The organism is Clostridium sp. CTA-7, assembly GCF_054768095.1.
In genome coordinates, this window is record NZ_BAAAAV010000008.1 from 57128 (window position 1) to 81375 (window position 24248).

20 protein-coding genes and 1 other annotated feature are annotated in these 24248 nt (G+C 27.1%); of the genes, 15 read left to right on the top strand and 5 right to left on the bottom strand.

What is annotated here, in order from left to right:
- The first annotated feature begins 135 nt into the window (after positions 1-135).
- The 3 genes from ACYUEX_RS14580 (at position 136) to ACYUEX_RS14590 (ending at position 3458) form a co-directional block, all read left to right on the top strand.
- Positions 136-1206 (top strand): hypothetical protein, encoded by a 1071-nt coding sequence (locus ACYUEX_RS14580; protein ID WP_460288843.1) that lies wholly within the window; start codon positions 136-138, stop codon positions 1204-1206.
- 8 nt (positions 1207-1214) lie between these two features.
- Positions 1215-2441, top strand: a complete 1227-nt coding sequence (locus ACYUEX_RS14585) for an amidohydrolase family protein (RefSeq protein WP_460288844.1) — start codon at positions 1215-1217, stop codon at positions 2439-2441.
- Between the two features lie 396 nt (positions 2442-2837).
- Entirely contained in the window at positions 2838-3458 is a 621-nt protein-coding gene (locus tag ACYUEX_RS14590) for a VanZ family protein (protein WP_460288845.1), read from the top strand.
- Positions 3459-3817: 359 nt separating this feature from the next.
- On the opposite strand, the gene ACYUEX_RS14595 is transcribed toward ACYUEX_RS14590, so the two are convergent.
- Positions 3818-4207 (bottom strand): hypothetical protein, encoded by a 390-nt coding sequence (locus ACYUEX_RS14595; RefSeq protein WP_460288846.1) that lies wholly within the window; start codon positions 4205-4207, stop codon positions 3818-3820.
- A 446-nt stretch (positions 4208-4653) separates the two neighbouring features.
- Between ACYUEX_RS14595 and ACYUEX_RS14600 the strand changes: the two genes are divergently transcribed.
- The 3 genes from ACYUEX_RS14600 (at position 4654) to ACYUEX_RS14610 (ending at position 9454) form a co-directional block, all read left to right on the top strand.
- A complete protein-coding gene (locus tag ACYUEX_RS14600; RefSeq protein ID WP_460288847.1) occupies positions 4654-6369 on the top strand; it encodes a methyl-accepting chemotaxis protein in 1716 nt (571 codons plus the stop codon).
- Positions 6370-6599: 230 nt separating this feature from the next.
- Entirely contained in the window at positions 6600-7220 is a 621-nt protein-coding gene (locus ACYUEX_RS14605; RefSeq protein ID WP_460288848.1) for a nuclease-related domain-containing protein, read from the top strand.
- A 296-nt stretch (positions 7221-7516) separates the two neighbouring features.
- The gene (locus ACYUEX_RS14610; protein WP_460288849.1) at positions 7517-9454 is read left to right on the top strand and encodes a KUP/HAK/KT family potassium transporter; all 1938 of its coding nucleotides are present in this window, start codon (positions 7517-7519) and stop codon (positions 9452-9454) included.
- A 185-nt stretch (positions 9455-9639) separates the two neighbouring features.
- Here ACYUEX_RS14610 and ACYUEX_RS14615 read toward each other — a convergent pair whose 3' ends face one another.
- Positions 9640-10740, bottom strand: a complete 1101-nt coding sequence (locus ACYUEX_RS14615) for a PQQ-dependent sugar dehydrogenase (protein ID WP_460288850.1) — start codon at positions 10738-10740, stop codon at positions 9640-9642.
- Between the two features lie 350 nt (positions 10741-11090).
- On the bottom strand, positions 11091-11642 hold the full coding sequence (locus ACYUEX_RS14620) for a helix-turn-helix domain-containing protein (RefSeq protein WP_460288851.1): 552 nt from the start codon (positions 11640-11642) through the stop codon (positions 11091-11093).
- A 255-nt stretch (positions 11643-11897) separates the two neighbouring features.
- Here ACYUEX_RS14620 and ACYUEX_RS14625 point away from each other — a divergent pair, with 255 nt between their 5' ends.
- From ACYUEX_RS14625 to ACYUEX_RS14645, 5 genes are all read left to right on the top strand, one after another.
- The gene (locus ACYUEX_RS14625; RefSeq protein ID WP_460288852.1) at positions 11898-12485 is read left to right on the top strand and encodes a hydrolase; all 588 of its coding nucleotides are present in this window, start codon (positions 11898-11900) and stop codon (positions 12483-12485) included.
- A 248-nt stretch (positions 12486-12733) separates the two neighbouring features.
- On the top strand, positions 12734-13459 hold the full coding sequence (locus tag ACYUEX_RS14630) for an MBL fold metallo-hydrolase (protein WP_460288853.1): 726 nt from the start codon (positions 12734-12736) through the stop codon (positions 13457-13459).
- A gap of 310 nt (positions 13460-13769) precedes the next feature.
- Entirely contained in the window at positions 13770-15050 is a 1281-nt protein-coding gene (locus ACYUEX_RS14635; protein WP_460288854.1) for a neutral/alkaline non-lysosomal ceramidase N-terminal domain-containing protein, read from the top strand.
- Between the two features lie 45 nt (positions 15051-15095).
- Positions 15096-15812, top strand: a complete 717-nt coding sequence (locus ACYUEX_RS14640) for an SIS domain-containing protein (protein ID WP_460288855.1) — start codon at positions 15096-15098, stop codon at positions 15810-15812.
- A gap of 131 nt (positions 15813-15943) precedes the next feature.
- Positions 15944-16666, top strand: coding sequence for a GntR family transcriptional regulator (locus ACYUEX_RS14645; protein WP_460288856.1), 723 nt, complete (start codon positions 15944-15946; stop codon positions 16664-16666).
- 327 nt (positions 16667-16993) lie between these two features.
- Here ACYUEX_RS14645 and ACYUEX_RS14650 read toward each other — a convergent pair whose 3' ends face one another.
- Entirely contained in the window at positions 16994-17713 is a 720-nt protein-coding gene (locus ACYUEX_RS14650; protein WP_411167411.1) for a GntR family transcriptional regulator, read from the bottom strand.
- Positions 17714-17864: 151 nt separating this feature from the next.
- On the opposite strand from ACYUEX_RS14650, the gene ACYUEX_RS14655 reads away from it, so the two are divergent.
- The 4 genes from ACYUEX_RS14655 to aspS all read left to right on the top strand — a co-directional run bounded on the left by ACYUEX_RS14655 (position 17865) and on the right by aspS (position 22432).
- On the top strand, positions 17865-19163 hold the full coding sequence (locus ACYUEX_RS14655) for a PTS sugar transporter subunit IIC (protein ID WP_460288857.1): 1299 nt from the start codon (positions 17865-17867) through the stop codon (positions 19161-19163).
- Positions 19164-19175: 12 nt separating this feature from the next.
- Positions 19176-20357, top strand: a complete 1182-nt coding sequence (locus tag ACYUEX_RS14660) for a trans-sulfuration enzyme family protein (RefSeq protein ID WP_460288858.1) — start codon at positions 19176-19178, stop codon at positions 20355-20357.
- Between the two features lie 29 nt (positions 20358-20386).
- On the top strand, positions 20387-20698 hold the full coding sequence (locus tag ACYUEX_RS14665) for a PTS sugar transporter subunit IIB (RefSeq protein WP_411167414.1): 312 nt from the start codon (positions 20387-20389) through the stop codon (positions 20696-20698).
- Positions 20699-20754: 56 nt separating this feature from the next.
- Positions 20755-20979 (top strand) — a binding site (T-box leader).
- Between the two features lie 163 nt (positions 20980-21142).
- Positions 21143-22432 (top strand): aspartate--tRNA(Asn) ligase, encoded by a 1290-nt coding sequence (gene aspS / locus ACYUEX_RS14670; RefSeq protein ID WP_460288859.1) that lies wholly within the window; start codon positions 21143-21145, stop codon positions 22430-22432.
- 230 nt (positions 22433-22662) lie between these two features.
- Here the strand turns inward: aspS and ACYUEX_RS14675 are convergent, their stop codons facing one another.
- Positions 22663-24078, bottom strand: coding sequence for an amino acid permease (locus tag ACYUEX_RS14675; protein WP_460288860.1), 1416 nt, complete (start codon positions 24076-24078; stop codon positions 22663-22665).
- Between the last annotated feature and the right edge of the window lie 170 nt (positions 24079-24248).

A 24248-nucleotide genomic window follows, 5' to 3' on the forward strand; every position in this document is an offset into this window, starting at 1 on the left:
TATACAATATTACTTTGGTGGCCATGATTAAATATTTTAAAAGAAGATATCGGTTAGAAGATATTACAATCTAAAGTAAACAATTTTAAAGCTTACTAATAGTATATATTACACAAAAATATTAGGAGAATATAAATGGAATTAAACAAGAATTCTAGGAAGAAGTGGAGAGGTATTGAAATATTAGGTCTAGCATTAGTTATTTTATCCTTTATAACACTTTTAGTATCTCCACAATCTATATCAGGTTTATTCGATAGTATTACAAAGCAGGTATTCCCAATAGTAGTAAATGTATTTCTATTAAGTGAAGTTGGTGTAGCAATTATTATAAGTGTGATAGTAGGTAGAATCTTAGAGAAATTAGGATTTACAGATGCACTAATCAGAATTTTTATTCCAATAATGAAAGTCTTTAAAATAAATCCATCTGTGATTATTCCTAGTGTATATAATGTTTTAGGTGATATAAATGCAGCAGGGGCTATAGCTGGCCCAGTTTTAATTAAGGCAAAAGCTACAAAGGCAGAGCAAAAAATTGCTATAGCTACAATGATTCAATCACCTCAATCCTTTGCAACCCTTGTGTTAGGTATAGTTGTTTTAACTAAGTTTGGTGTATCAGCATTACCTTTAGTGATAGTTAGTATATTTTTACCTATAGTTTTAGTTCCAATTATCTTATCAAAAACTGTTTATAGGGATACTAAAGCAGTGGAGTTAGAAGAATTACCAAGATTCACTCCAGAAACAAAGATATTAGATACTATTTTTAGTTCTGCAAAAGAAGGAGCTCATCTACTATTTTTAGTTATTATTCCAGCAGTAGCAGCTGTATTTACTATAATTGGAGTTCTTGATTTTTTTGGAATTTGGTCATTAATTGAAAGCTTTATGAATACAGTATTACAAGGCTTAAGTATAGAACCAGCTACAGGTATAGTATCAATACTTGCAAGTCCTACACTGGCAATGGCTCAATTAAGTGAAATGGAGAGTATTGCACCAGCTCTTGTAGTAGGAGGATTTGTACTTGCTAATTCAGGATTACCATTATCAGTTATATTTGGACAAATACCAATTACATGGAAGGAAAACTCAGATTTAAATGAAAAAGAGGCCTTATTTGCAGCTTTATTAGGTACAGCTATTAGAATTATAAGCTGCTTAATTATAGGATTACTTTTAACACCAATAATTATTTAGAGGTTTGTATGGATAATAAATATATAGTTAAAGCAAATAAAATTATTACAGTAAGTGATTTAGGAACGTTATATAATGGAACTTTTGTAGTAAGTGATGGAATTATAGAAGATATAGGAGATTTCAATAGTATTAAATTAAAATATAAAAATTTAGAAATAATAGATTTTAAAGATTTAGTAATTACACCATCACTTGTAGATTGTCATACCCATTTGTTTGAATATGCACCATCAACAGTTTATCCAGTAACTGAAGCTACTTATGAAATAGCACAAGAAGCTTTAATTTTAAATGGATTAATGTCAGGAATTACAGCCTTTGGGGAACAAATTTGTGGTTCACCAATGTATGAAATAAATTTAAATAAGTATAAAGAAAGAGTAAAAAAACTACCTATAGATATAGTATTTTCAACTAATAGCATAACAATTGGTTTTAAAAATCTAGTAAATTTAACATCTATAACAGGAAAAAATGCAGTTGATAAAAGTACTCTTACTAATGAAGAAATAATAGAAAAGCTAATTGAAGAAAGTGAGTATCCAGGAGAAAATATCTTTATTAATGCAACTCCTGCTAATTTAAAAGAAAAATTAGTTCCAAGAGCAGGGGAAATAATTTATACACAAGAGGAAATAAATAAAATAGTAGAAATGTTCCATAAAAAAGGAAAGAAAATAGGATGTCATGTAGCTGGAGTAGAAGGAATAGAAATGGCTTTAGAAGCTAAAATGGATATTATACATCATGGTCATGGAATAACTAAAGATTTAATGAAAAAAGTAAAAGATTTAAATATTAGTATTGTTGCAACTCCATTAGGAGGAACACATTTAACACCAAACTTACCAGAAGAAATTGCAAGTATGGTCAAAGAAGGAATACTTGTTGCGATAGCGACAGATTCATATTTACCTCCATATAATGGCTTACCATGGTTAAACTTTAATGATGATAATCCAAAAGGGCCAGAAGTATTAATGAAAATATCAAATCCATCAATGATAATATTAAAAAACTTAGGATTAGATGAAAATGAAAATTTATCATTAATAACCTTAAATGGAGCTAAAGTTTTAGGATTAGAAGATAAGATCGGAGCATTAAAAATTGGAATGAAAGCAAACTTTATTGCAAGTAGAGGTATTCCTGGGTTAGATATTACAGATACTAAAGATATTATAAAAGTATTTTATGAAGGACAATGCGTTGTAGATAGGGAGAATAGATAGGTCAGATATTAAAATTCCATCATATGTGATTACGTAACTATCATATCAACAAAAATGTCTAACAGAGCTAAAGATTAAAAGCTATTATTTCACAGTAATATGAGAAGTGATAGCTTTTTTATTTTAGGATGAAAATTAAATTTAATAAAATAAAAGAACAATAAGCATAACTCCTTTTATTTTAGATATTTTTCTAAATTATAATATTAATATCTATAAATAACAATTGTAGTAAAATGGTAGGTAAAATATATTATAATAAAATTACTTTTGGAGAAATCTTCTAGAATACTCGCCAAATAAATGGTATAATATGTTTAAAAATCTAAAATGAGTAAAAAGAGTTTTTATGAATTACTTTTCAATTGAATATTAATGGGGGAAGAGAAAATTATTATGATGAAAAGTTATATGATATCAATGATAATGTCAATTTTTCTAATAACTATTTTAAATTTTTTATTAAATAGAAATAGTAATAAGCTTAAAAAGAAAATAGAATGGCAACATTACTTTTTTGGATATCTATTTATGTTATATCTTATGATTGCATTAAAAGAGGTAGTAGGGTTTCCTTCTTTAAGTGAATGGCAAAGACTTTTAGCATCAAACAAGCCAATATTTAATCCTACTATAAATTTAGTACCTTTTAACGATGGACTTGAAATTTCAGCTATACTTAATATAATATTTTTTATGCCATTTGGATTCTTATTACCAACATTATGGGAAAAGTATAGAACATTATTACCGACATTATTTGCAGGAATATTATTTTCAATTATTATCGAAATTGGTCAATTATTTATTCCATTTCGTGCATCAGATATTAATGATTTAATAATGAATGCCATAGGAACTATTTGTGGATGGTTTATTTTTAATATTATGAGTAAGATTTTTAATAAGCTTTCTAATAAGACAGTAGTTAAAAGTGCTTCTAATGATAGCGTAATTATTAAATTAGAATCCTATCTATACATTATAATTGCAATTATAAGTACATTTTTAAGTTAGAGAAAAGGATAAAAGCTATTCTTTTAATATTTTATATAGATTATAAATGGTATAATTTTCACCAGTGTGATTAATTATAATTATTAAAAAATAAAAGAAGAACAAGACATCTATACAATATTATTAAATTCAGTTTAACAAAAGTGATATTAGGAAAGTAGTTAGTAGACTAGAGGTAGTTTTACTAACTATTTTTTACCTATAGGAAATTATATTTTAATTATTCGATGAAATAATAATTACACATGTTTTTCTATAAAGAATAAGGTAATAAACTATTATTTAATAAAAAAGAGTATCAATAATTACTTAATATTGATACTTTTTTCATTTAACTATATAAATAATGAGATAATAATCTAATCTTTCTTACTTAAGAGCAAAACATCTAAAAATGATATTCCAAATGAAAAACCAAAGGCTAAAGTTAGATTTTTAACTAAATCTATATCTCCAGGTTTAAAAAAGTAATCAAGAATGAAGTTCAAGGATCCTAATAAAATAAATAAAGCAATAAATTTAATTAATCTATTTTTTATTTCTATCCATTTTAATTTTCTAATCTTAGTAATCACCATTATAGGAGTAAATATAACTACAAAAAATGTTAAATATAAATAATAAATTCCAAAGTTTGTGGCTAATGGATGATTAATATTTTTATACACAATAAATAACATAGCTATAGTGGAAATTATAAATAAGCTAAAAATAATTTTACTAAAGTTAACAAGTGTAGTTTTATTCAATATATCTCCTCATTTCAAAAGTCTTTATACTAGTATATTATAATTAACAATTAAAATAAATAATTTTTTACTATATTAACTTTAAAAGGAAGAAACTTGATGCATATATAAGTAAAAAGAGAAAAATATATTAATCAATTTAGTAGCTAAATAATTAGGAGATCTATTCTAAAGTAGATTTCTCTATATTACCTTAAATAAAATACTCGTAAATGATTATAAAATATAAAAAATAAAAACCAAAATTAAAATATTAGACAATACAAAAAATATTAAAAAGAAAAGGTTTCAATTATAATATTAATATAAATTTTAATAAAATTATATATTAATTGTAAAAAATAAATTTTTTCTTAAAATATTTTAAAATTATATAGAAAAAGGACGAGTATTTATAAGGAAGAAAAAGTTATATACAAACAACAAAGAAGAAAGGAAGAATTAAAATGAAATTTTTTATTAATTTAGGAGTAAAGAAAAAGCTTATTACAATCTTTTCAGTAATATGTATTTTTATATTATTAATTGGAGGAGAGGGTATATTAAGCTCTAGAACTATAAATGAAAGTGCAAAAAAAATGTATAATGTTAACTTAATATCTATTAAAGATTTACAAGCATTAAAATCAAATTTAAATTATGATAATGCTAATGTATTTAAAATTATTTTTGAAAAGGATAAATCTAAGATAGATGAAGAAGTAAAAACTCTTGATAATATTATGGAACAAAATAAAAAAATCATGGAGGAATATGAGAGTTTAGCTGCTACTCAAGAAGAAAAAGATATATATTTTGATTTTAAAGAAGATTTATTAAAATATAGAGAGTTAAAATCTAAAGTAATAGACCTTGTAAAAGCTAATAATTATGATGAAGCAGTTAAACTTTATAATTCAGAAATAACTGCCTCAATAGCATCTATGTTTCCAAAACTGGTAAAATGTATTGAGATAAATGAAAAATCAGCTGAAGAGGCTAATTTAAGAAATATAGAACAATTTAATGAGGTTGTATACACAGTAATAATTTATACAGTGATAGTATTTGTGATTATAATTTTAATGGCATATATATTAAGTAAAAATATAATAAATCCGCTAAATAAAATAAAAGATCTTGCACAAAGATTATCAAACTATGATTTTTCAACTCCTATTACTATTACAAGAAAAGATGAATTTGGACAAACAGGTATAGCTTTAAACACTGCACAGGAAAATGTAAATAATTTAGTAAAAATGATTATGGAAAATTCAGAGGACATAAGTGCATCCTCAGAAGAACTTTCAGCAACAGCAGAGGAATTGTTATCAAAGTCAGAAACTATTGATGAAGCTGTAAATAACATAGCTGCAGGAATGCAAGAATCAAGTGCTACATCTGAAGAGATAAGTGCTTCTGTTCAAGAAGTAGACGCAAGTATAAATGTATTATCTTCAACTGCTATGGAAGGAAGCAATAATGCAAATAAATCTAAAGAAAGAGCTTCAGAAGTTAAGGATAATAGTGAAAAAGCAATTGAAGAAACAAGGAGAATATATGCTGAAAAACAAACAAATATGGAAAAAGCTATTGAAGATGGTAAAATAGTAGATACTATAAAAGTTATGGCAGATACTATAGGGAGTATAGCAGAGCAGACCAATTTACTTGCATTAAATGCAGCTATAGAAGCTGCAAGAGCAGGAGAACAAGGAAAAGGCTTTGCTGTAGTAGCTGAAGAAGTAAGAAAACTTGCAGAAGGATCTAAAGAATCAGCATTAAGTATTCAAGAAACTATTTCAAAAGTTCAAGCTGCATTTAAAAGTAGCATAGATACAGGTAAGGATATATTAGAATTTATAAATACAAATGTAAATAACCAAATTGAAAACTACAAAGAAACAGGAAGTCAATATTACAGTGATTCAGATCTTGTAAGTAAAATGTCTGATGAAATTGCTTCTATGTCAGAAGAAGTTACTGCTACAGTTGGACAAGTAAGTGAAGCAGTTCAAAATATGGCTGAAGCTTCACAAAAATCTAGTGAAGAAGCAGTTACAATAAAAGAAAGTATGGATGAAACTACAAAGGCTATAGAACAAGTAGCTCAAACAGCACAAAGCCAAGCAGAGCTTGCACAAAAACTTAATGAAATGATACAAAAATTTAAAATTTAATTAATTAATTTTAAAAAGTCATATAGATAGAGTTGAAAAAGCTATTTATAACAATAGTAAATATAGTAAGTGAAAAAGGTTAGACAAATGGATGTCTAACCTTTTCATTTTAACATTAGAATAACCTTATTTACAAAGATAATAGTAAAATATAAAATGTAATTAAAAACTAAAAGAAAAAGGATAGAAATAAATTAATACACAAAAGATAAAAAATTAGGAGAAGGAAAATGAATATACAAAAGATAATTTTAGTAATATTAATATTAGTAATAATAGTTATAGTAGCATTAATTAAAAAAAGAAGATGGAAAAAAGAAATAAACAAAGGAGAAGAAGAAGTAAATGAGGTTCTAGAAAAGATTCCTAGATATAAGTTATTAAGTGACATAATGATAAAAAGAGAGAATGGCACAAGCCAGATAGATCATGTCCTAATAGGAAAAAAAGGAGTATTTGTAATAGAAACAAAGGATTACAGTGGCTCAATTTATGGAGAACAATACTCAAAATACTGGACGCAAGTTTTAAATAGAAACAAAAATCAATTTTATAACCCAATAAGACAAAACTACGGACACATAAAAGCCTTAGAAGAATATCTAGGTAAAAAAGATATATTTATTTCAGTAATAGTATTTACAAATAAATCAAAACTAAAAAAAGTAAAAACAGAAACTTCAGTAATTCAATTGAAAAAACTAAAGAAATTTATAAGAAAATACCCATCAGATATAAAACTTTCAAAAGAAGAAATAGAAAATATTTGTAATTTAATAAAAAAAGGAAACATACATAGTGTTAGAGCTAGGAAAAAACATGTTAAGAGGATTAATAGAAGTATATCATAGAGAAACATTAATTTTATAGTAAACTATATATAAGTGTTAAAAAACTTTATATTATTTGGAATCAGGAAGAAACTATCATATTTATTACTGATTCATATTTTAGAGTATTATTAAGTATTTTAGAGTATTTTAGAGCATTGTTATAAAGAATAAATATTTAGATAAATACATATAACTATATCTATAAATAAAGATAAAATATTAAATACAAGTGATGTGGACATTAAAAGAAGCGAGGATTATAATGATTAAGTTAGATTTTTAAATTTGCAAACATAGGAAGGAAATAATAAAAAATGAACAAGAAAATTAGCATAGCGTCTCTTTTAGTAGCGTTAGGTATTGTATATGGAGATATAGGTACATCACCTCTCTATGTTATGAAATCAATGCTTGGAGTAGACAATGGATACATATCAAATCAGCTTATTTTAGGTGGAGTATCTCTTGTTTTTTGGACTTTGACGCTTCAAACAACAATAAAATATGTAATGATAACTTTGGAGGCAGATAATAAAGGTGAAGGGGGTATATTTTCCTTATATACTCTTGTAAGAAAAAAAGCTAAGTGGCTAATTATACCTGCTGTCATAGGTGGAGCATCATTACTTGCAGATGGGATGATTACACCACCAGTAACAGTAACATCTGCTATCGAGGGACTAACTTTAGTTTTTCCAATAGAAACTAAGGGAATAATTATAATTGTAATAAGTATATTAACGGTATTATTCTTACTTCAAAGATTTGGAACTGATGTAATAGGAAAAATGTTTGGACCAATGATGGTTATATGGTTTTTAATGCTTTTTGCTTTAGGTTTTAGCCAAATAATGCAATATCCTCAAATAATAAAAGCCTTAAATCCTTATTATGGAATTCGATTACTAGCAACCAATCCTAGAAGTGTATACATTTTAGGAGCTGTTTTCCTTTGTACTACTGGAGCAGAAGCACTTTATTCAGACCTTGGTCATTGTGGTAAGAAAAATATTCACTATACATGGATATTTGTAAAAATATGTTTAGTAGTAAACTATTTAGGACAAGGAGCATGGCTAATGCTAAGAGAAGGAAGTGTAATTAAAGAAAATCCATTCTTTTTAATTATGCCAAGTTGGTTTGTTATACCAGGAACTATAATAGCTACAATTGCAGCAGTAATCGCTAGCCAAGCTTTAATAACAGGATCATTTACATTGGTTTCTGAGGCTATTAAATTAAATATGTTCCCAAAACTTCAAGTTAGATATCCTAATGATGATAAAGGGAAAATATATATACCTGCTGTTAACTATTTATTATATGTTGGTTGTGTTTTATTAGTTTTAAAATTTCAAAAATCAGAAAATATGGAAGCAGCATATGGTTTGGCAATTACTATAACAATGCTTATGACGACTATTTTATTATCTCAATATTTAAGATTTAACAAAAAGAAAAAAATTATGTCTATAATAGTATTTGCTACTTTTATGGTTATAGAAACAGCATTCTTATATGCTAATTTATTTAAATTTATACATGGTGGATATGTGACTATTATAATTTCAGGAGCACTTATATTCCTTATGTATATTTGGATTTATGGTACAATAATTAGAAAAAGATTTAGTCAATATGTTGATATAAGATCTTATAAGAAGCATTTTAAATCATTACAAGAAGATAAGGAAATACCTTTATATGCTACTAATCTTGTTTATTTAACTGAATCACAAAATTATAAAGAGATAGAAAGTAAAATAATATTTTCTATATTTAATAAACAACCAAAACGTGCAAATTTTTATTGGTTTGTAAATGTTAGGGTAACAGATGAACCATATACAACAGAATATACTGTGAAAACAATTGTACCAAATAAAGCATTTAGTATTCAATTTAACCTTGGATTCCGCGTAGATCAAAAAATTAATGTGTTTTTACATCAAATTATCCAAGATCTAGCTAGTAGTGGTGAGGTTGAATTTACTAAAAAGGACTATATGATTAGCCAAAATGGAAAATTTATTGTTGGAGATTTTAGATTTATATTATTAGAGGAAATACTTTCTAATGAAAGTGAACTTTCTAGATGGGATAGCTTTATTACAAGTACAAAGTTATTAATTAAGAAATTAACTGTCTCACCAGCAAGATGGTTTGGAATAGATACTAGTAACGTTAGAATAGAGAAGGTACCTATTATAATAGGACATAAAGAGACATTAAAATTAACAAGGATAAACTAAAAAATTATTATAGCAGTGATTAAAAAAATTTAATATCTACATAATAATAAATATATAAGATTTCTTAATGGAATAAAGGAGGTATATCATAGATAAGATATATCTCCTTTATCTTTTTTACAGATGAGTTGAAAATTGTAATTATTTGCTTAAAATAAAAGAGTTTTATTTTAAGCAACTTAATATTATTTTGGAATAAGACGAAGAATCTTATCATCAGATATAGCAGGATTTCCTCTGCCATCTCTATTACTTGTTGTTATATAAATTGATCCATCTTTACCTTGAATAACTTCACGTAAGCGGCCATATTCATTTTTTAACCATGGCTCTATATTTTTAACTATTGTCCCTTTTCCATTTAAAGAAATAGTAAGTAATTGTTGTCCACGTAAATTAGCAACAAGTAACTTTTCTTTCCATAGGCCTTGATTAGCAAAGGCAATGCCAGATGGAGCCCATGTTTCTTCTCCACTTTGTATTAAAGGTTTAGTAACTGTAATATCTTTAGATTCTTCATATCCTTGAACTAAAGGCCAGCCATAATTTGCTCCTGATTTTATTATGTTTATTTCATCATGAGCTGACTGTCCATGCTCTGATGCATATAATATATTTTTAGAATTCCAAGCTAAACCTTGAGGGTTTCTATGACCAAAGCTATAAATAGGAGAATTAATAATTGGATTGTCTTTTGGAATACTACCATCTAATTCTATTCTAAGTATCTTCCCGGCTGTACTTTTTAGATCCTGCGCTAATTCAGCATTTCCTGCATCCCCAGTTGTTATATATAATTTTTTATCTGGACCAATTTTTATTCTTCCACCATTATGAATTCGTCCTCCAGGAATTTTGTCAATAAGAACATGATCAATGTATGCTTTATTATTATTTTCAATTAATCTTACAACACGATTATATATTTCGCTGCCTTCTATATATGAATGCATAACATAAATGTAATGATTTTGTGAATAATTTGGATCTAAAGCAATCCCCATTAGACCACCTTCTCCTTGACTTGTAAATGGTTGGCTAAATTTGATAAGTGGTTGAGGATAAAGCTTACCATTTTCAATAATTCTAATTGATCCAGATCTTTCTGTAAAATATATTTTGTCTTCATCACTTATATCTATGGCCCAAGGCACATATAGATTTTCAGCTATAACCTGAATTTCATAGGGAAATTGTCTTAATTTAGCTGAATTTTTTTTTGTATTAGACTTATTATTAGTACGAAATATTACATTACGCAAAATATTATGAATTATTTTTTTCATAATGATATCCTCCGAAATTGAATAAATACATATGAGAATTTATGTTTAAAAACTAATCCTCAAATAATATAAACGTATCACTTAGTATCGTTATTATTGACTTAATTATCATATTATTCATTTACAATCCTAATGATACATGTATAAATAAAAACCAAACAAATACCTAATAAAAAATGAGGACATATGTAAAATGAACCTATATAGATAGACTACCTTTTACAAGCGTCTATTATATAGGTTCTATTTTATTTGAAGGGAGCTTCTTATTATTTTATGTTAAGAAATGCTGAAATAAATTTATTGAATTTAGATATTAGTATATAATCCTAAAATATCCTGCATAAGTACTAGGCAGGATAAAAATTTGTTATTGTAGCTTTTAAAATTCCATTTCCGCTATTAGTATATATGTGTTCAGTAGAGGCGGAGAAGCTTATAGAATCATCAGGATTCAATTTATAAATTTCATTGTTTATTTCTAATGTTAATTCACCTTCCAGTACCATAATATATTCCTGTGACTTTTCAGAATGACCTAAGGATTTGTACGAATAACCTTCATCAATTTCAATTTGAAAAAGTTCAAAATTACGATAAGGTGTACTTGTATAGTAACAATATGATCGATAATGTCCTTCTTCAGTAAGCTGAGCTTCAATGTCTTTTTTACTTATAATACAAGTATCATTTTCCTTTTGTTCAAGTAATGAAGTATAAGGAACTTTTAATCCGTTAGCTATTTTCCATAAAGTATTTATAGTTGGATTAGTATCACCTTTTTCAATTTGAGATATCATTACTTTGCTAACATCAGATAATTCAGCAAGTTGACCCAAACTTAAATTGCGCTCAGTACGAAGTGCTTTTAGATTTTCTGCAATAATAAAATTTATATTCATTAAGGGATAACCTCCTATAATCACATTGACAATTATAATTTACAAGTGTAAAATATAATTAACATTAAATATATTTTACGTTCGTAAAATATTATATCGTAACTATTTATAGGAATCAATAGAGATAAAAAATATTTATGAATTAATTTAAGAAATTAAAAAGCTAAATTTTATCAGAGTTATGAATCGTTATGGTGTAGATATAATATTTTTGAAAGTTAGAATTTTTATAAAGTTTTAAAGGAGGATATTATTATGATAACAAGAGAAGAAGCAATGAACTTGCTTACTGAATACAATAAGGAGTCATTTCACCTTCAACATGCTTTAACCGTTGAAGGTGCTATGAAGTATTTTGCAGAAAAATTAGGATATGAAGATGAAGCAGACTTTTGGTCTTTAGTGGGACTACTTCACGATTTAGATTTTGAGATGTATCCAGAACAGCATTGTAGCAAAACTCAGGAAATTATGAGAGAAAGAGGTATTGATGAAAGGTTAATAAGAGCAGCAGCTAGTCACGGGTATGGGCTTTGTTTAGAGGAACAACCTAAACCAGAGCATCAAATGGAAAAAGTATTATTTGCAGTAGATGAACTTACAGGATTAATTGGTGCAGCTGCAAGAATGCGTCCGTCAAAGAGTGTTATGGACATGGAAGTTTCAAGTCTTAAGAAAAAATTTAAAGATAAGAAATTTGCAGCTGGATGTTCACGTGATGTAATTAAGCAAGGTGCAGAGATGCTTGGATGGGAATTAGATAAATTATTTGAAGAGACAATTTTAGCTATGCGTTCTTGTGAAGAACATATTAATAAGCAAATGGAAGTTTATAATAAATAGTAGATATATTTATTATAAAGAAAATAAAGAAGAATATATTAAATTAATAAATATTATCTTACTGAAAATAGCATTAGACGAATTATTAGAAAACTTAGAATAAAAATTAAATAAAATATTTTTAGTTAAATTCTTTAATTGCACTGTATTATGATCATATATGGTACAGAGTTATTCATGTACTAACTATATTTTTTATGTTTATGATATTATTAAAGCAATTAATAATTTACTAGGGGGTTTCTAACATGAGTAAAATCAATATATTAGAAGTAAACTTTAGCTTTGATGGAGAAAACAATACTATTTATCCAGTTATACTAGAAGATGAAAAGGAAATGATTTTAATAGATTGTGGGTATCCTAACTTTTTAAAGTTAATTGAAGATGTTGCAATAAGTAATGAAATTGATATAAAAAAATTATCTAAAATAATTATAACACACCATGATTTTGATCATATGGGCGCATTGGCAGAATTTAAGAGAAAATATCCTAGCGTACAAGTGTTAGCATCTAAAGAAGATGCACCATATATTAATGGTAATAAAAAATCATTAAGATTACAACAGGCAGAAAGTATATATAATTCTTTGCCAGAAGAAGAAAAAGAGCAAGCTAAAAATTTTCATAAAATGCTTAAATCAATAGAAATTTGTAATGTAGATATAAATTTAAAAGATAAAGATTATTTTGATTTCTGTGGAGGGATTGAAATAGTATCTACACCTGGACATATGCCGGGACATATATCTATTTACCATAAAGAAAGTAAATCTTTAATAGCTGGAGATGCTTTAGTTATAGACAACGGAGATTTAGTTATTGCACTACCTCAGTACACTTTAGATATGAATGAAGCTAAGAAATCTGTTGAGAGGCTTTTAAATTATGATATAAATAGAATAATATGTTATCATGGTGGAATATATGAGAAGAATATAATAAAAGCAATTAAAAGAATTTTATATTAAAAAATATTATGAGATACTTAGAAAAGTTAACTTAAATTAAAGCGAAGATTATGGAAAAAACAATAAAAATTTTCCATAATCTTTTTTATATTACTATTAAAAATGCTAGATAGCAAAAACAATTTTATCAAATATAGTTTTTATAGTTTTGTTTTTTGTTGACTTAAATTTTAGATAAACATATAATATGTATATACAAATTGTATATACATATTATAAAATTAATATATAGAAGGATGTGCATAAATAAAATAATCATTAAAAGTTAATTAAAGTATTTAATTGAAATGTAATGGAAAGGGGAAATTATATGTCTACAAGAGTTGGGTTTTCACAGGTAAATATAACGCCACCAATTGGAGTATTACTTTCAGGGTATGATAATTTTAGACAATCAAAAGGAATTCATGATGAGTTGTTTGGAAGGATATTAATAATTGATAATAAAGATGAATTGTTATGTTTTATACAAATGGATATCCTTTGTGTAGAAAATTATTTTGTTGAAAAAATATATGATAAAGTCAAATATTTAGGAATAAAGAAAAACAATATAATAGTGGGAGCTACACATACTCATTCTGGACCTAAAGGAGTTTCTGATAATATAAATGGAATATTTAAGGGTTTAGAGAGTGTTTTTGGAGATTATAATAAAGAGTTAGTTGAAGATTATGTTAGGAAGTTGGCAGAAGGGGTAAAAGTTGCCTTAGATAATAGAGAAAAGTGTGAAATACAAATAGGCGTTTCACATGTTTATGATGTATGTACTGAAAGACATAATACTGAATTTCCTTGGGAAACAGGATTATTTACAATGGAGTTTCTACTTAGTAATGGTAAAAAAATATTAATGTATAATTTTGCATGTCACCCAACAATAATGAACCAAGAAAATTTATATATTACAGCTGATCTTCCATCTGGTGTTTTAAAATATCTAGAAGATCCATACGATATGGTTATTTTCACAAATGGAAGTGCTGGTGATATAAGTACTAGATTTACAAGAAAAGAATCATCATTTGATGAGGTAGACAGGCTTGGACAAAACTTAGCAAATGCAGTTAAAAGTAGTTTAGAAAGTCCAATATATAAAGGAACTATAAATAAGTTAAAAGTTAAAAGTTATAACTTAGATTTAGAAATTAAAGATATAGATAGTGTTGAAAATGCTGAAAAGATTTTATATGGGTTAAAAAGAAAAGTAGAAGAAGCTAAGAAAGAGGGAATTTCTCCTGGGGATTTAAGATTAATAGAATCAGAGTATGAAGGAGCTTGCACAAATTTAAGATTTGCTAAGTATATAGATAAAATGGACAAGCTAAGTATAGAAATAAATATAATAAAAATAAATGATTGGAACTTTATAACAATACCTGGAGAGCTTTTTTCAAGTTTAGGTAAGAAAATAAAAGAAGCTGGAAAGAATATAATTTTAGGATATACAAATGGATATTATTTATATTTTGCTGACAAAAAGTCTTTTGATAGTAAATACTATGAAGCTTCTTCAAGTATTATAAAAAGAGGACAAGGAGAAAAAATAATTTCATTTATTTTAGATAAATTAAAAGAAGACTTTTCATAAAAAACAGAATAATTAAAAGTATTGAATAATAAGGGGTGTATAGAAATGATAACAAATAAATATTTAGAATTTGTAATATCAAAATTAAAAGAAGTACAAGAAACTCAAAGTGAAAATATAGAAAAAGCAGCAGATTTAATAGTAGAATCTTGTAAGAAAGGTGGAAGATTTTACGTGTTTGGATCAGGGCATTCCCATATGGTAGCTGAAGAATTATATATCCGTGCTGGTGGACTAGCATATGTAAAAGGAATATTGCCTCCAGAATTAATGCTACATGAAATGCCTAATAAGAGCACATATTTAGAGAGATTAGATGGATATTCAAAGAGCATTTTAGATTTATATAAAGTAGATAAAAATGATACTATAATGGTTGTTTCTAATTCAGGAAGAAATAATGTACCTGTGGAGATGTGTTTATATTCTAAGGAAATAGGTGCTAGTGTTATTGCATTAACATCTCTTAAACATTCCACTCAAGTTAAATCAAGACATAAGTCAGGAAAAAATATGTATGAAATAGCTGATGTGGTAATAGATAATTGTGCTGAAAAAGGTGATGCTGCATTTTATATAGAAGGATTTAATGTTCCAATAGGAGCAACTTCAGATGCAACAGGAATAGCAATAGCTCAAGCTATAATCGTAACTGTTGTTGATAAATTAGTAAAAGAAGGCATAGAGCCACCAGTATTTAAAAGTTCAAACTTAGATGGAGCAGATGAATATAATAACGAATTATTTAATAAATACTATTAATATTAAAAATAAGTAATATATTAAAGAATTGTATTCGACTTAAAGTAATATTGACTAATATACTGTATGAATATAAAATATATACAAAATGTATATATAAATATATTAAGTTAAGAGCAGGTGACTAGATAATGAAAGATTCAGGAAAGCCTATTTATAAAGAAATTATTGATTATATTAAAGATGCAATAAAAGATGGAAGATATGAAAAAGGGCAACTTATTCCTACAGAAGAGGAATTTTGTAATCTTTTTAATACAAGCCGTATGACAGTAAGAAGAGCCATAGATGATTTAGTTAGCAAGGGAATGTTAACTCGTATAAGAGGTAAGGGAACTTTTGTAGCTCATTTTAATATTGAAAAAACAATGAACTCTGTTTCTAAAGGCTGGAGTGAAACAATGGAAGCTTTAGGCTTTAAAACCTCTTCTAAAGTTTTAATGTTTGATAAGATTAAAGCTGATAATTATATTGCAGATAATTTGAAAATACCTGTAAATAGTGAAGTTTATGTTTTAGAAAGATTAAGATATGCAGATAATAATCCAGTAGTAATAGAAAAAGTATTTATTTCAGCTGATAGGTTTCCTGACCTTAATCAATATACTTTTGAAAATGAATCATTTTACGATATATTAAGAAAAAATTATAATATTAAAATAAATCATTCTTACCAAAAGTTAAAAGCAGTTGAATTAGTTGGAGAAAAAGCTAAATTCTTTTCAGAAACAGAGAAAGCAATTGTTATTGAAATAGCTACTACAAATTATGATCAATATTCTAAACCAATAGAATTTGGTATAGATTATGTAAATAGCGACATTTATGTTTTAAGATATGTAATTAAAGAATAATATTATTCTTTAAAATTAAGTAAAGCTTACTTTATAATAAAATTGTTTCTATAGTATTAGTTTAACTATTTAAAAAACAATTTTCTTATCATGTTAAATTATTGATAAACGTCTTAATGAGATATATATCATAATATAATTAGAAAACTTAATTTAAATAAAAAAGATTATGGAGAATATAATTAAAGATCTTCATAATCTTTTTTTATAATAAAATTTGGGTAAATAAATTGTAAATATGATAGTGAGTTTAAAGAACTATCTTCAAAAGTACAATACAAATAAAAAATAAGATTATTTTAGTTTGGTAAAAATATATTAAAATATTTATTCATAATTTTGAGTAATAAAGTGCATTTGATATTTGCTTCCTTTATAACATAAGTTAGCATATTCAAGAGGCTCTCCATTTGAGCTATAAACAACGTGTTGCATTTCTATAACTGGGTCATATTCAGATATTTCTAATATGCCTTGAACTTCTTTAGATGGAAGAACTGCTCTAATAAACTTATCTGCATTATATATTTTTATATTCAGTTCATTTTCAATATAGTTATATATTGAATTACAGATTATTTCTTCAGTTAATCCTACAATGACATCTATAGGAAAATATAAATTTTCAAAAATTATAGGTTCATCGTCAATAATACGAACTCTTTCAACATGATAAAGAAATGAGCCAGATTTTAAATTTAGTTTTTCTGTGATTGAATCATCACCTTTAATAACTTCAAAAGTTTTTATTCTAGTAATAGTATTTAAATCTTTAAAGCTATTATTAAATCCAAATACGTTAGGTTTATTTGAATATAGACTAGAGTTCTTATTAGATAATCTAGGTCTTATGTACATACCAGCACCTTTTTTCTTTGTAATTAATCCTTCAATTACTAGATGGTCGGTAGCTTGTTTTATAGTCATACGACTACAATTATATAAACTAGATAATGTAGCTTCATTTGGTAGCCTTCCTGATTCATTGTATTTTCCATTTATGATGTCTGCTCTTATCTTTGAAGCAATTTGTTGATACTTAAACAAACACAACACCTCCTTTTACATATCTATATTAGCATAAAGAAAATTTAAATTAAAGAGATTTAAAATAAATAATATTTTATTTTAAATTACCCTAGACAAATTTAAAATAAGAATGTACAATTTAAATATAAAAAGTATAAGGAGGAAATATATGAACCGTTTAATTGAATTCATCGAAAAAAATTTATTACCTGTAGCAGGAAAGATTGCAAGCAATAAACCCTTAACTGCTATCAGGAACGCTATGATGTCAATGTCGCCTTTCTTTATAATAGGATCATTCTTCTTATTATTCGCTTATCTACCAATAAGAGGATATGATGAATTCCTTAACTCTATCTTTGGAGAAAACGTTTTACAAAATTTATTAAAAACAGCGTCTACAGCAACAATAAGCATTATGGGACTTGTAATATTATTATCATTAGCTTATCATTATGCAAAAATTAAAGAAACAGATGAAATTTATGCTGTAATGATTTCATTAATGGTATTTATGATTCTTACACCTGTAGTAGATGGAAAATTAAATTTAGAGTGGTTAGGCGCTAAAGGAATGTTTATAGCAATATTCATAGCATTCATTTCTACAAACGCATACATTAAGATTAAAAGTTTAAATATAGAACCTAAAATGCCGGATACAGTTCCACCAGCTGTTTCCAAGTCATTTGCTGCATTATTTCCAATTGCGATAATCGCTATTGTAGCTGTAATAGTAAGAGGCTTATTTGCAATGACACGTTTCGGTGATATACACAACTTTGTATTTACAGTAGTTCAAGCACCTTTATTAGCTTTAGGAACTAACGTTATATCTCTAATTGTAGCAGAAGTTATAGGACAAGTATTATGGTTCTTTGGTCTACATGGTAATGATATAGTAGGATCAGTTATGAGACCAATATGGCAAGTAATGTCTGCTGAAAACTTAGAAGCATTCTCTGCTGGACTTCCTCAAGCTAATATTATAAATGAACAAATGAGAAACGTATTTATGCTAATCGGAGGGTCAGGTTCTACTTTACCTTTAGTTTTAAGTTTAATCTTTGTTACAAAATCAAAACATACTAAAACTTTAGGGGCTCTTTCATTACCAGCAGCTATCTTTAATATAAATGAACCAATAATATTTGGATTACCAATAGTTTTAAACCCAACTTTATTTATTCCTTGGATTATAACTACACCAATTCTAGGTTTAATTACTTATTATTCAATGAAATTTGGATTAGTTGCTATAACAAATGGCATAATGATCCCTTGGACTACACCTGTACTTATTAGTGGATATTTAGTTTCAGGTATAAGTGGAGTTATTTTACAACTAGTTCTTTGTGTAGTGGCCTTTTTAATATACTATCCATTTATTAAATCAATAGATAATCAAATGTTAAAGGAAGAAACAGATAATAAAATGTTAAAGGAAGAAGCAATTATAGTAAATTAGTAGGAGTCAGATATGAAATGTAATAAACAAAATATAAATAACATATGCACTCATTTCGCAGAAAATGAAATAAGCAATTTTAATAGCACTGTATTTCCATTAGTACAGACAAGTAATTTTAAATTTAATACTTATGAAGATTTTATGAGTAAAACAGATAATGAAAAAGATAATTTTATTTATACTCGTGGTAGTAATCCAACGACTTCATTATTAGAAAAAAGATTAGCTTGTTTAGAAGAAGGGGAAAGAGCTAAAGTGTTTAGCTCGGGAATGGCTGCTATTTCGGCTACGATATTAAGTTTAATTGAAACTGGAGACCATTTACTATCTATAAACACAATATATGGACAAGCTAATAGGTTTTTCACTTCTTTAAAAAAATATGGAGTGGAACATTCAAACGTAAAAGGATATTCAGGTAGAGGTATAGAAAAATATATAAAAGATAATACTAAAATAATTTATTTAGAAAGTCCAAGTTCTCAATTTATGGAGTTAGTTGATTTAGAATCTATATCATATTTAGCGAAGAAAAGAAATATAGTTACTATTATTGATAATACTTGGGCAACACCTATATTCCAAAATCCTTTGAAATATGGAATAGACATATGCATACATTCAATGTCTAAATATATTAACGGAAATTCAGATGTAGTATCAGGTGTTGTTATAAGTAATGAAAACACTATTGATAAAATTGCTGACTATGGATTTATGAACTTTGGAGCTGTTAATAGTCCATTTAATTCATGGTTAACTACTCGTTCTCTAACAACCTTGAATTTGAGAATGAAGCAACATGAAGAGTCTGTAAAAAAAGTAATTGATTTTCTAAGCACAAATAAAAATGTAAAAGTTATTTATCATCCTTACGCTACGAAAGATGATACTCAAAAAAAATTATCTGAGAAATACTTGGATGGATATGGAAGTTTATTATCTTTTGAGTTAAAGGATAAAGATACAAATAAAATGATAAAGTTTGTTAATAATCTAAAGATTTTTTCTATCGGAGTTAGCTGGGGAGGGTTTGAAAGTTTAATTCTACCAGCCTATAAAGGCGGAAATGAAGATGATTTAAAAAATAGAGGAATGTCTATTACACACATTAGATTGTTCATAGGATTAGAGGAAACTAATTCCCTAATTAATGATTTAAAACAATCATTTGATACTGTATATAAATAAGGCTATTTTATTATATAGGAGGAATAAAAATGAAAAAAATTATGTTAGTATGCTCTGCTGGAATGAGCACAAGCTTGTTAGTTAATAAGATGATAAAGGTTGCATCAGATAAAGGAATTGAAGCAGAAATATTTGCAATTTCAGCAATGGAATTTGATAGTAATATCGAAAGTAAAAAGTTAGATGTAATACTTTTAGGCCCTCAAGTTCGTTTTATGAAAGATGAATTTGAAAAGAAATTAGCTTCAAAAAATATTCCTTTAGCTGTTATCAACATGTCTGATTATGGAATGATGAATGGAGAAAAAGTTTTAAATCAAGCACTTGCTTTAATTAAATAACATTATTCTAAATATCTGTTGACAAATTAATTGCTTAAGAGTAGTATGTAATAAAGTTAAATTCTTTGAAGGGAAGAGTAAATATTTACTGAGTATCCAAAGCGAGTAGGGTTGGTGTAAGCCTATGAGAAAAGTAATATTGAAAGACATCCTGGAGATACTTATCTGAAATATATATTAGGATAAGTCGGTTTTCCTCCGTTATAGGGACTGGAGATAATAATGTATTAATACGTTATTAAATTAGGATGGTACCGTGAAGATATGCTTTCACTCCTATAAGGAGTGGGAGCTTTTTGTTTTTAAGTATATAGAAAAGAGCTCATTCTATATGGTGTATATTCTAATTTAGTAGAACATTGTTAAAAAGGGTGGTACCGCGAAATATTTTGCCCCTTGAGTTTTTTTACTCAAGGGGATTATTTTTTTGGAGGTAATAATAAAATGAAAAGAAAATTAGTAAGTGAATTAAGAGAATTTATAGATGAAAAAGTATGTATTAAAGGGTGGATTTATAAAATTAGAAAATTAAAGTTTATAACTTTTGTGATTATTAGAGATAGATCTGGATTAGTTCAATGTATAGTGAATAATAATGAATTTGATTTATCAGAAATAAGTATTGAGTCAGTAGTGTCTATTATTGGAAATGTTAAAGAAAGCAGTAATTCCTTAAGCACATTTGAGGTACAAGTAGAAAGTATAGAGGTTATAAGCAAAGTTGAAGGTGAACTTCCAATAGAAATAAACAAAGAAAATTTAGAAGTGAATTTAGATACAATGATTAATAATAGAGCATTAAGTTTAAGGCATCCCAAAATAAATGCGATTTTCAAAGTACAAAATTTAATAGTAAATGCATTTAGAGAGTTTCTAAACAATGAAGGATTTACAGAAATTCATACTCCTAAGATTGTTAAAGAGGGTGCAGAAGGAGGTACAGAGGTTTTTGAGGTGAAATACTTTGAAAATAAAGCTTATCTAGCTCAAAGCCCTCAATTTTACAAGCAAATGATGGTTGGAGCGGGATTTGAAAGAGTATTTGAAATAGGTCACGCTTATAGAGCAGAAGAGCATAACACTAATAGGCATCTTAATGAATATATAAGTATGGATTTAGAGGTGGGATTCATTGCAGATGAAAAAGATATTATGGAAATAGAAGAGAGATTATTAATGTCTATATTGGAATCACTAAATACGAAAGGTAAAGAATATTTAGATTTATTACAAGTTCAATTACCAGTAATAAATGGAGAAATACCTAAGCTTGAATTTAAAGAAGCACTTAATATATTGAAAAAATATTACAATAAAGAAGATCTAGATGGAGATTTAGACCCCGAAGCAGAAAAACTTCTGTGTGAATATTCAAAAGAAAAGCTAAATAGTGATTTTATATTTTTAACTAATTATCCTAGGAAAAAGAGGCCAATGTATACAATGCCAAATGGGGAAGATGAAACACATAGTTTTGACCTATTATTTAGGGGAATAGAAATTACTACAGGTGGTCAAAGAATTCATGATTATAACATGCTAGTAGATAATATGAAATATAAAGGTCTTAATCCTAAAAGTTATGAAAGCTATCTAGCATTGTTTAAGTATGGAATGCCTAAACATGGAGGGTTAGCTATTGGGTTAGAGAGAATAACAGCAAAGATTTTAGGATTAGAAAATGTAAGAGAAGCGACTTTAATTACTAGAGATAGAAAAAGATTGACTCCATAATTATAAGCATTGCTTAGCTTATGATTTAAATGAAATAGATATTATCGATGATTTATTGATAATTCTTATTTTAAGTTAATATGAAGATTTTTATAGATAATCCTAACATATTAAATAGAACCAGCTTTAACTATATTAAGATATTTTCAAATAACAATTAAATTAAAATACCGTAGGTAACAGATTTAAAAGTTAGTACCTACGGTGATTTTTATGTATATTTTATAATATTAAGCTCTATTTTTAACTTTACCACGAATAAATAAGTAGGCTATGGAGATAATAGCTGAAATACCTAAAGCAAAATAAAATCCCATACGTTGATCGGTAATGCTTAATGAAAATATAAATAAAACAAATATTATTGCTAATGTGATAACTGTTGACCAGGGAGCACCAAATGCTAAAGGGGATTTGTAAACTTCCTGATTTGCAACAGTTTTTCGCCACAGTAAAAAGCAAAGTAAAATAGTACCCAAACTAAAGAATGAAAAATAAGCCGATGCCGAAATTAAATAATCGTAAATTTTGCTAGGTAAAATATATGAAGCTATATTGATAGCAATTAGCCCTATAGCTGTTAGAATTAAGCTTCCATAAAGTACTCCGTTCTTACCTTTCTTCCTCACAAAGGCTGGAGCTTCATGAGATTCTCCTAAAGAAACTAGCATCATTATGGCAGAAAAATATGACCCTGTCATTACGGAAAATGATGCAACCAAGACCACTGCATTCATTATTGAAGCCGCAAGGGGGATATTAATTGACTCTAAGGCTGATATAAATGGCGATTTTTCCATTGAAATAGTATTCCATGGTATTAGGCAGACAACTGTTAAAATTGAGACAACATATAAAAAAATCAATACTACGAGAAGTATAAGCATGGCCTTCGGTATATCATGTCTTGGATCTTTAACCTCTGATGATGCCATAGCAACCACACCAATGCCAGCATAGGAAAAAATAACAATTAACATTGATTGGAGTAGTCCTCTTAAACCTTTGGGGAATAAGCCTCCGTTATCTAATAGAGTCGTAATTCCAACTGGATTATTAGTATTAAATACTCCAAATATTGTTGCTATACCGATTATAATAAATACTACTAAGGTAGCTGACTTAATGAAAGACATAACTGTTTCAATTTTACCAAAGTTTTTCAAGCCAAATGCATTTATAGCAATTACTATTGCTGAATAAGCTATTGATAATACCCATACAGGGATATTTGGAAACCATAATTTTGAAAATATAGCCATGGCAATGGTTTCAGCCCCTATGCTTAGAACGGCTGATATCCAAAAAGTCCAACCTACGTAGAATCCCATAAAAGGCCCTAAGATTTCTTCAGCGTAGACCTTAAAGGAACCACTAACGGGATGATTAACAGAGAGAGAGGTTAGTGCACCTGCAATCTGGATTGTTAATAAACCACCTAATAGATAAGAAAAAATAACTCCAGGACCAGCATAGCTTATAGGTAACCCTGACGCAAGAAAAAAACTAGATCCAATGATACCACCTAGCCCAATCCACAATAAATTCTTAGCGGAGAGCTTATTCTCCTCCTTTTTACTATCTTCCTGTGATATAAATTCATCTTTGATTATTTTCTTTGAAGGAGTTTCTTGTTTTTCTTTCAATTTTTTATACCTCCATTTTTACTTTGTATATAGAAAATAGTTTTCCTAAAAAGGTAGGATTTATACTGAATAGTTGAAATATACCTGCAGAAAGTGCAACACCTCCTTATTTTTTTACTTAATACAATAAATTAAACTTTAGAGAGTATAATGCAAAATTTGCTCTTATA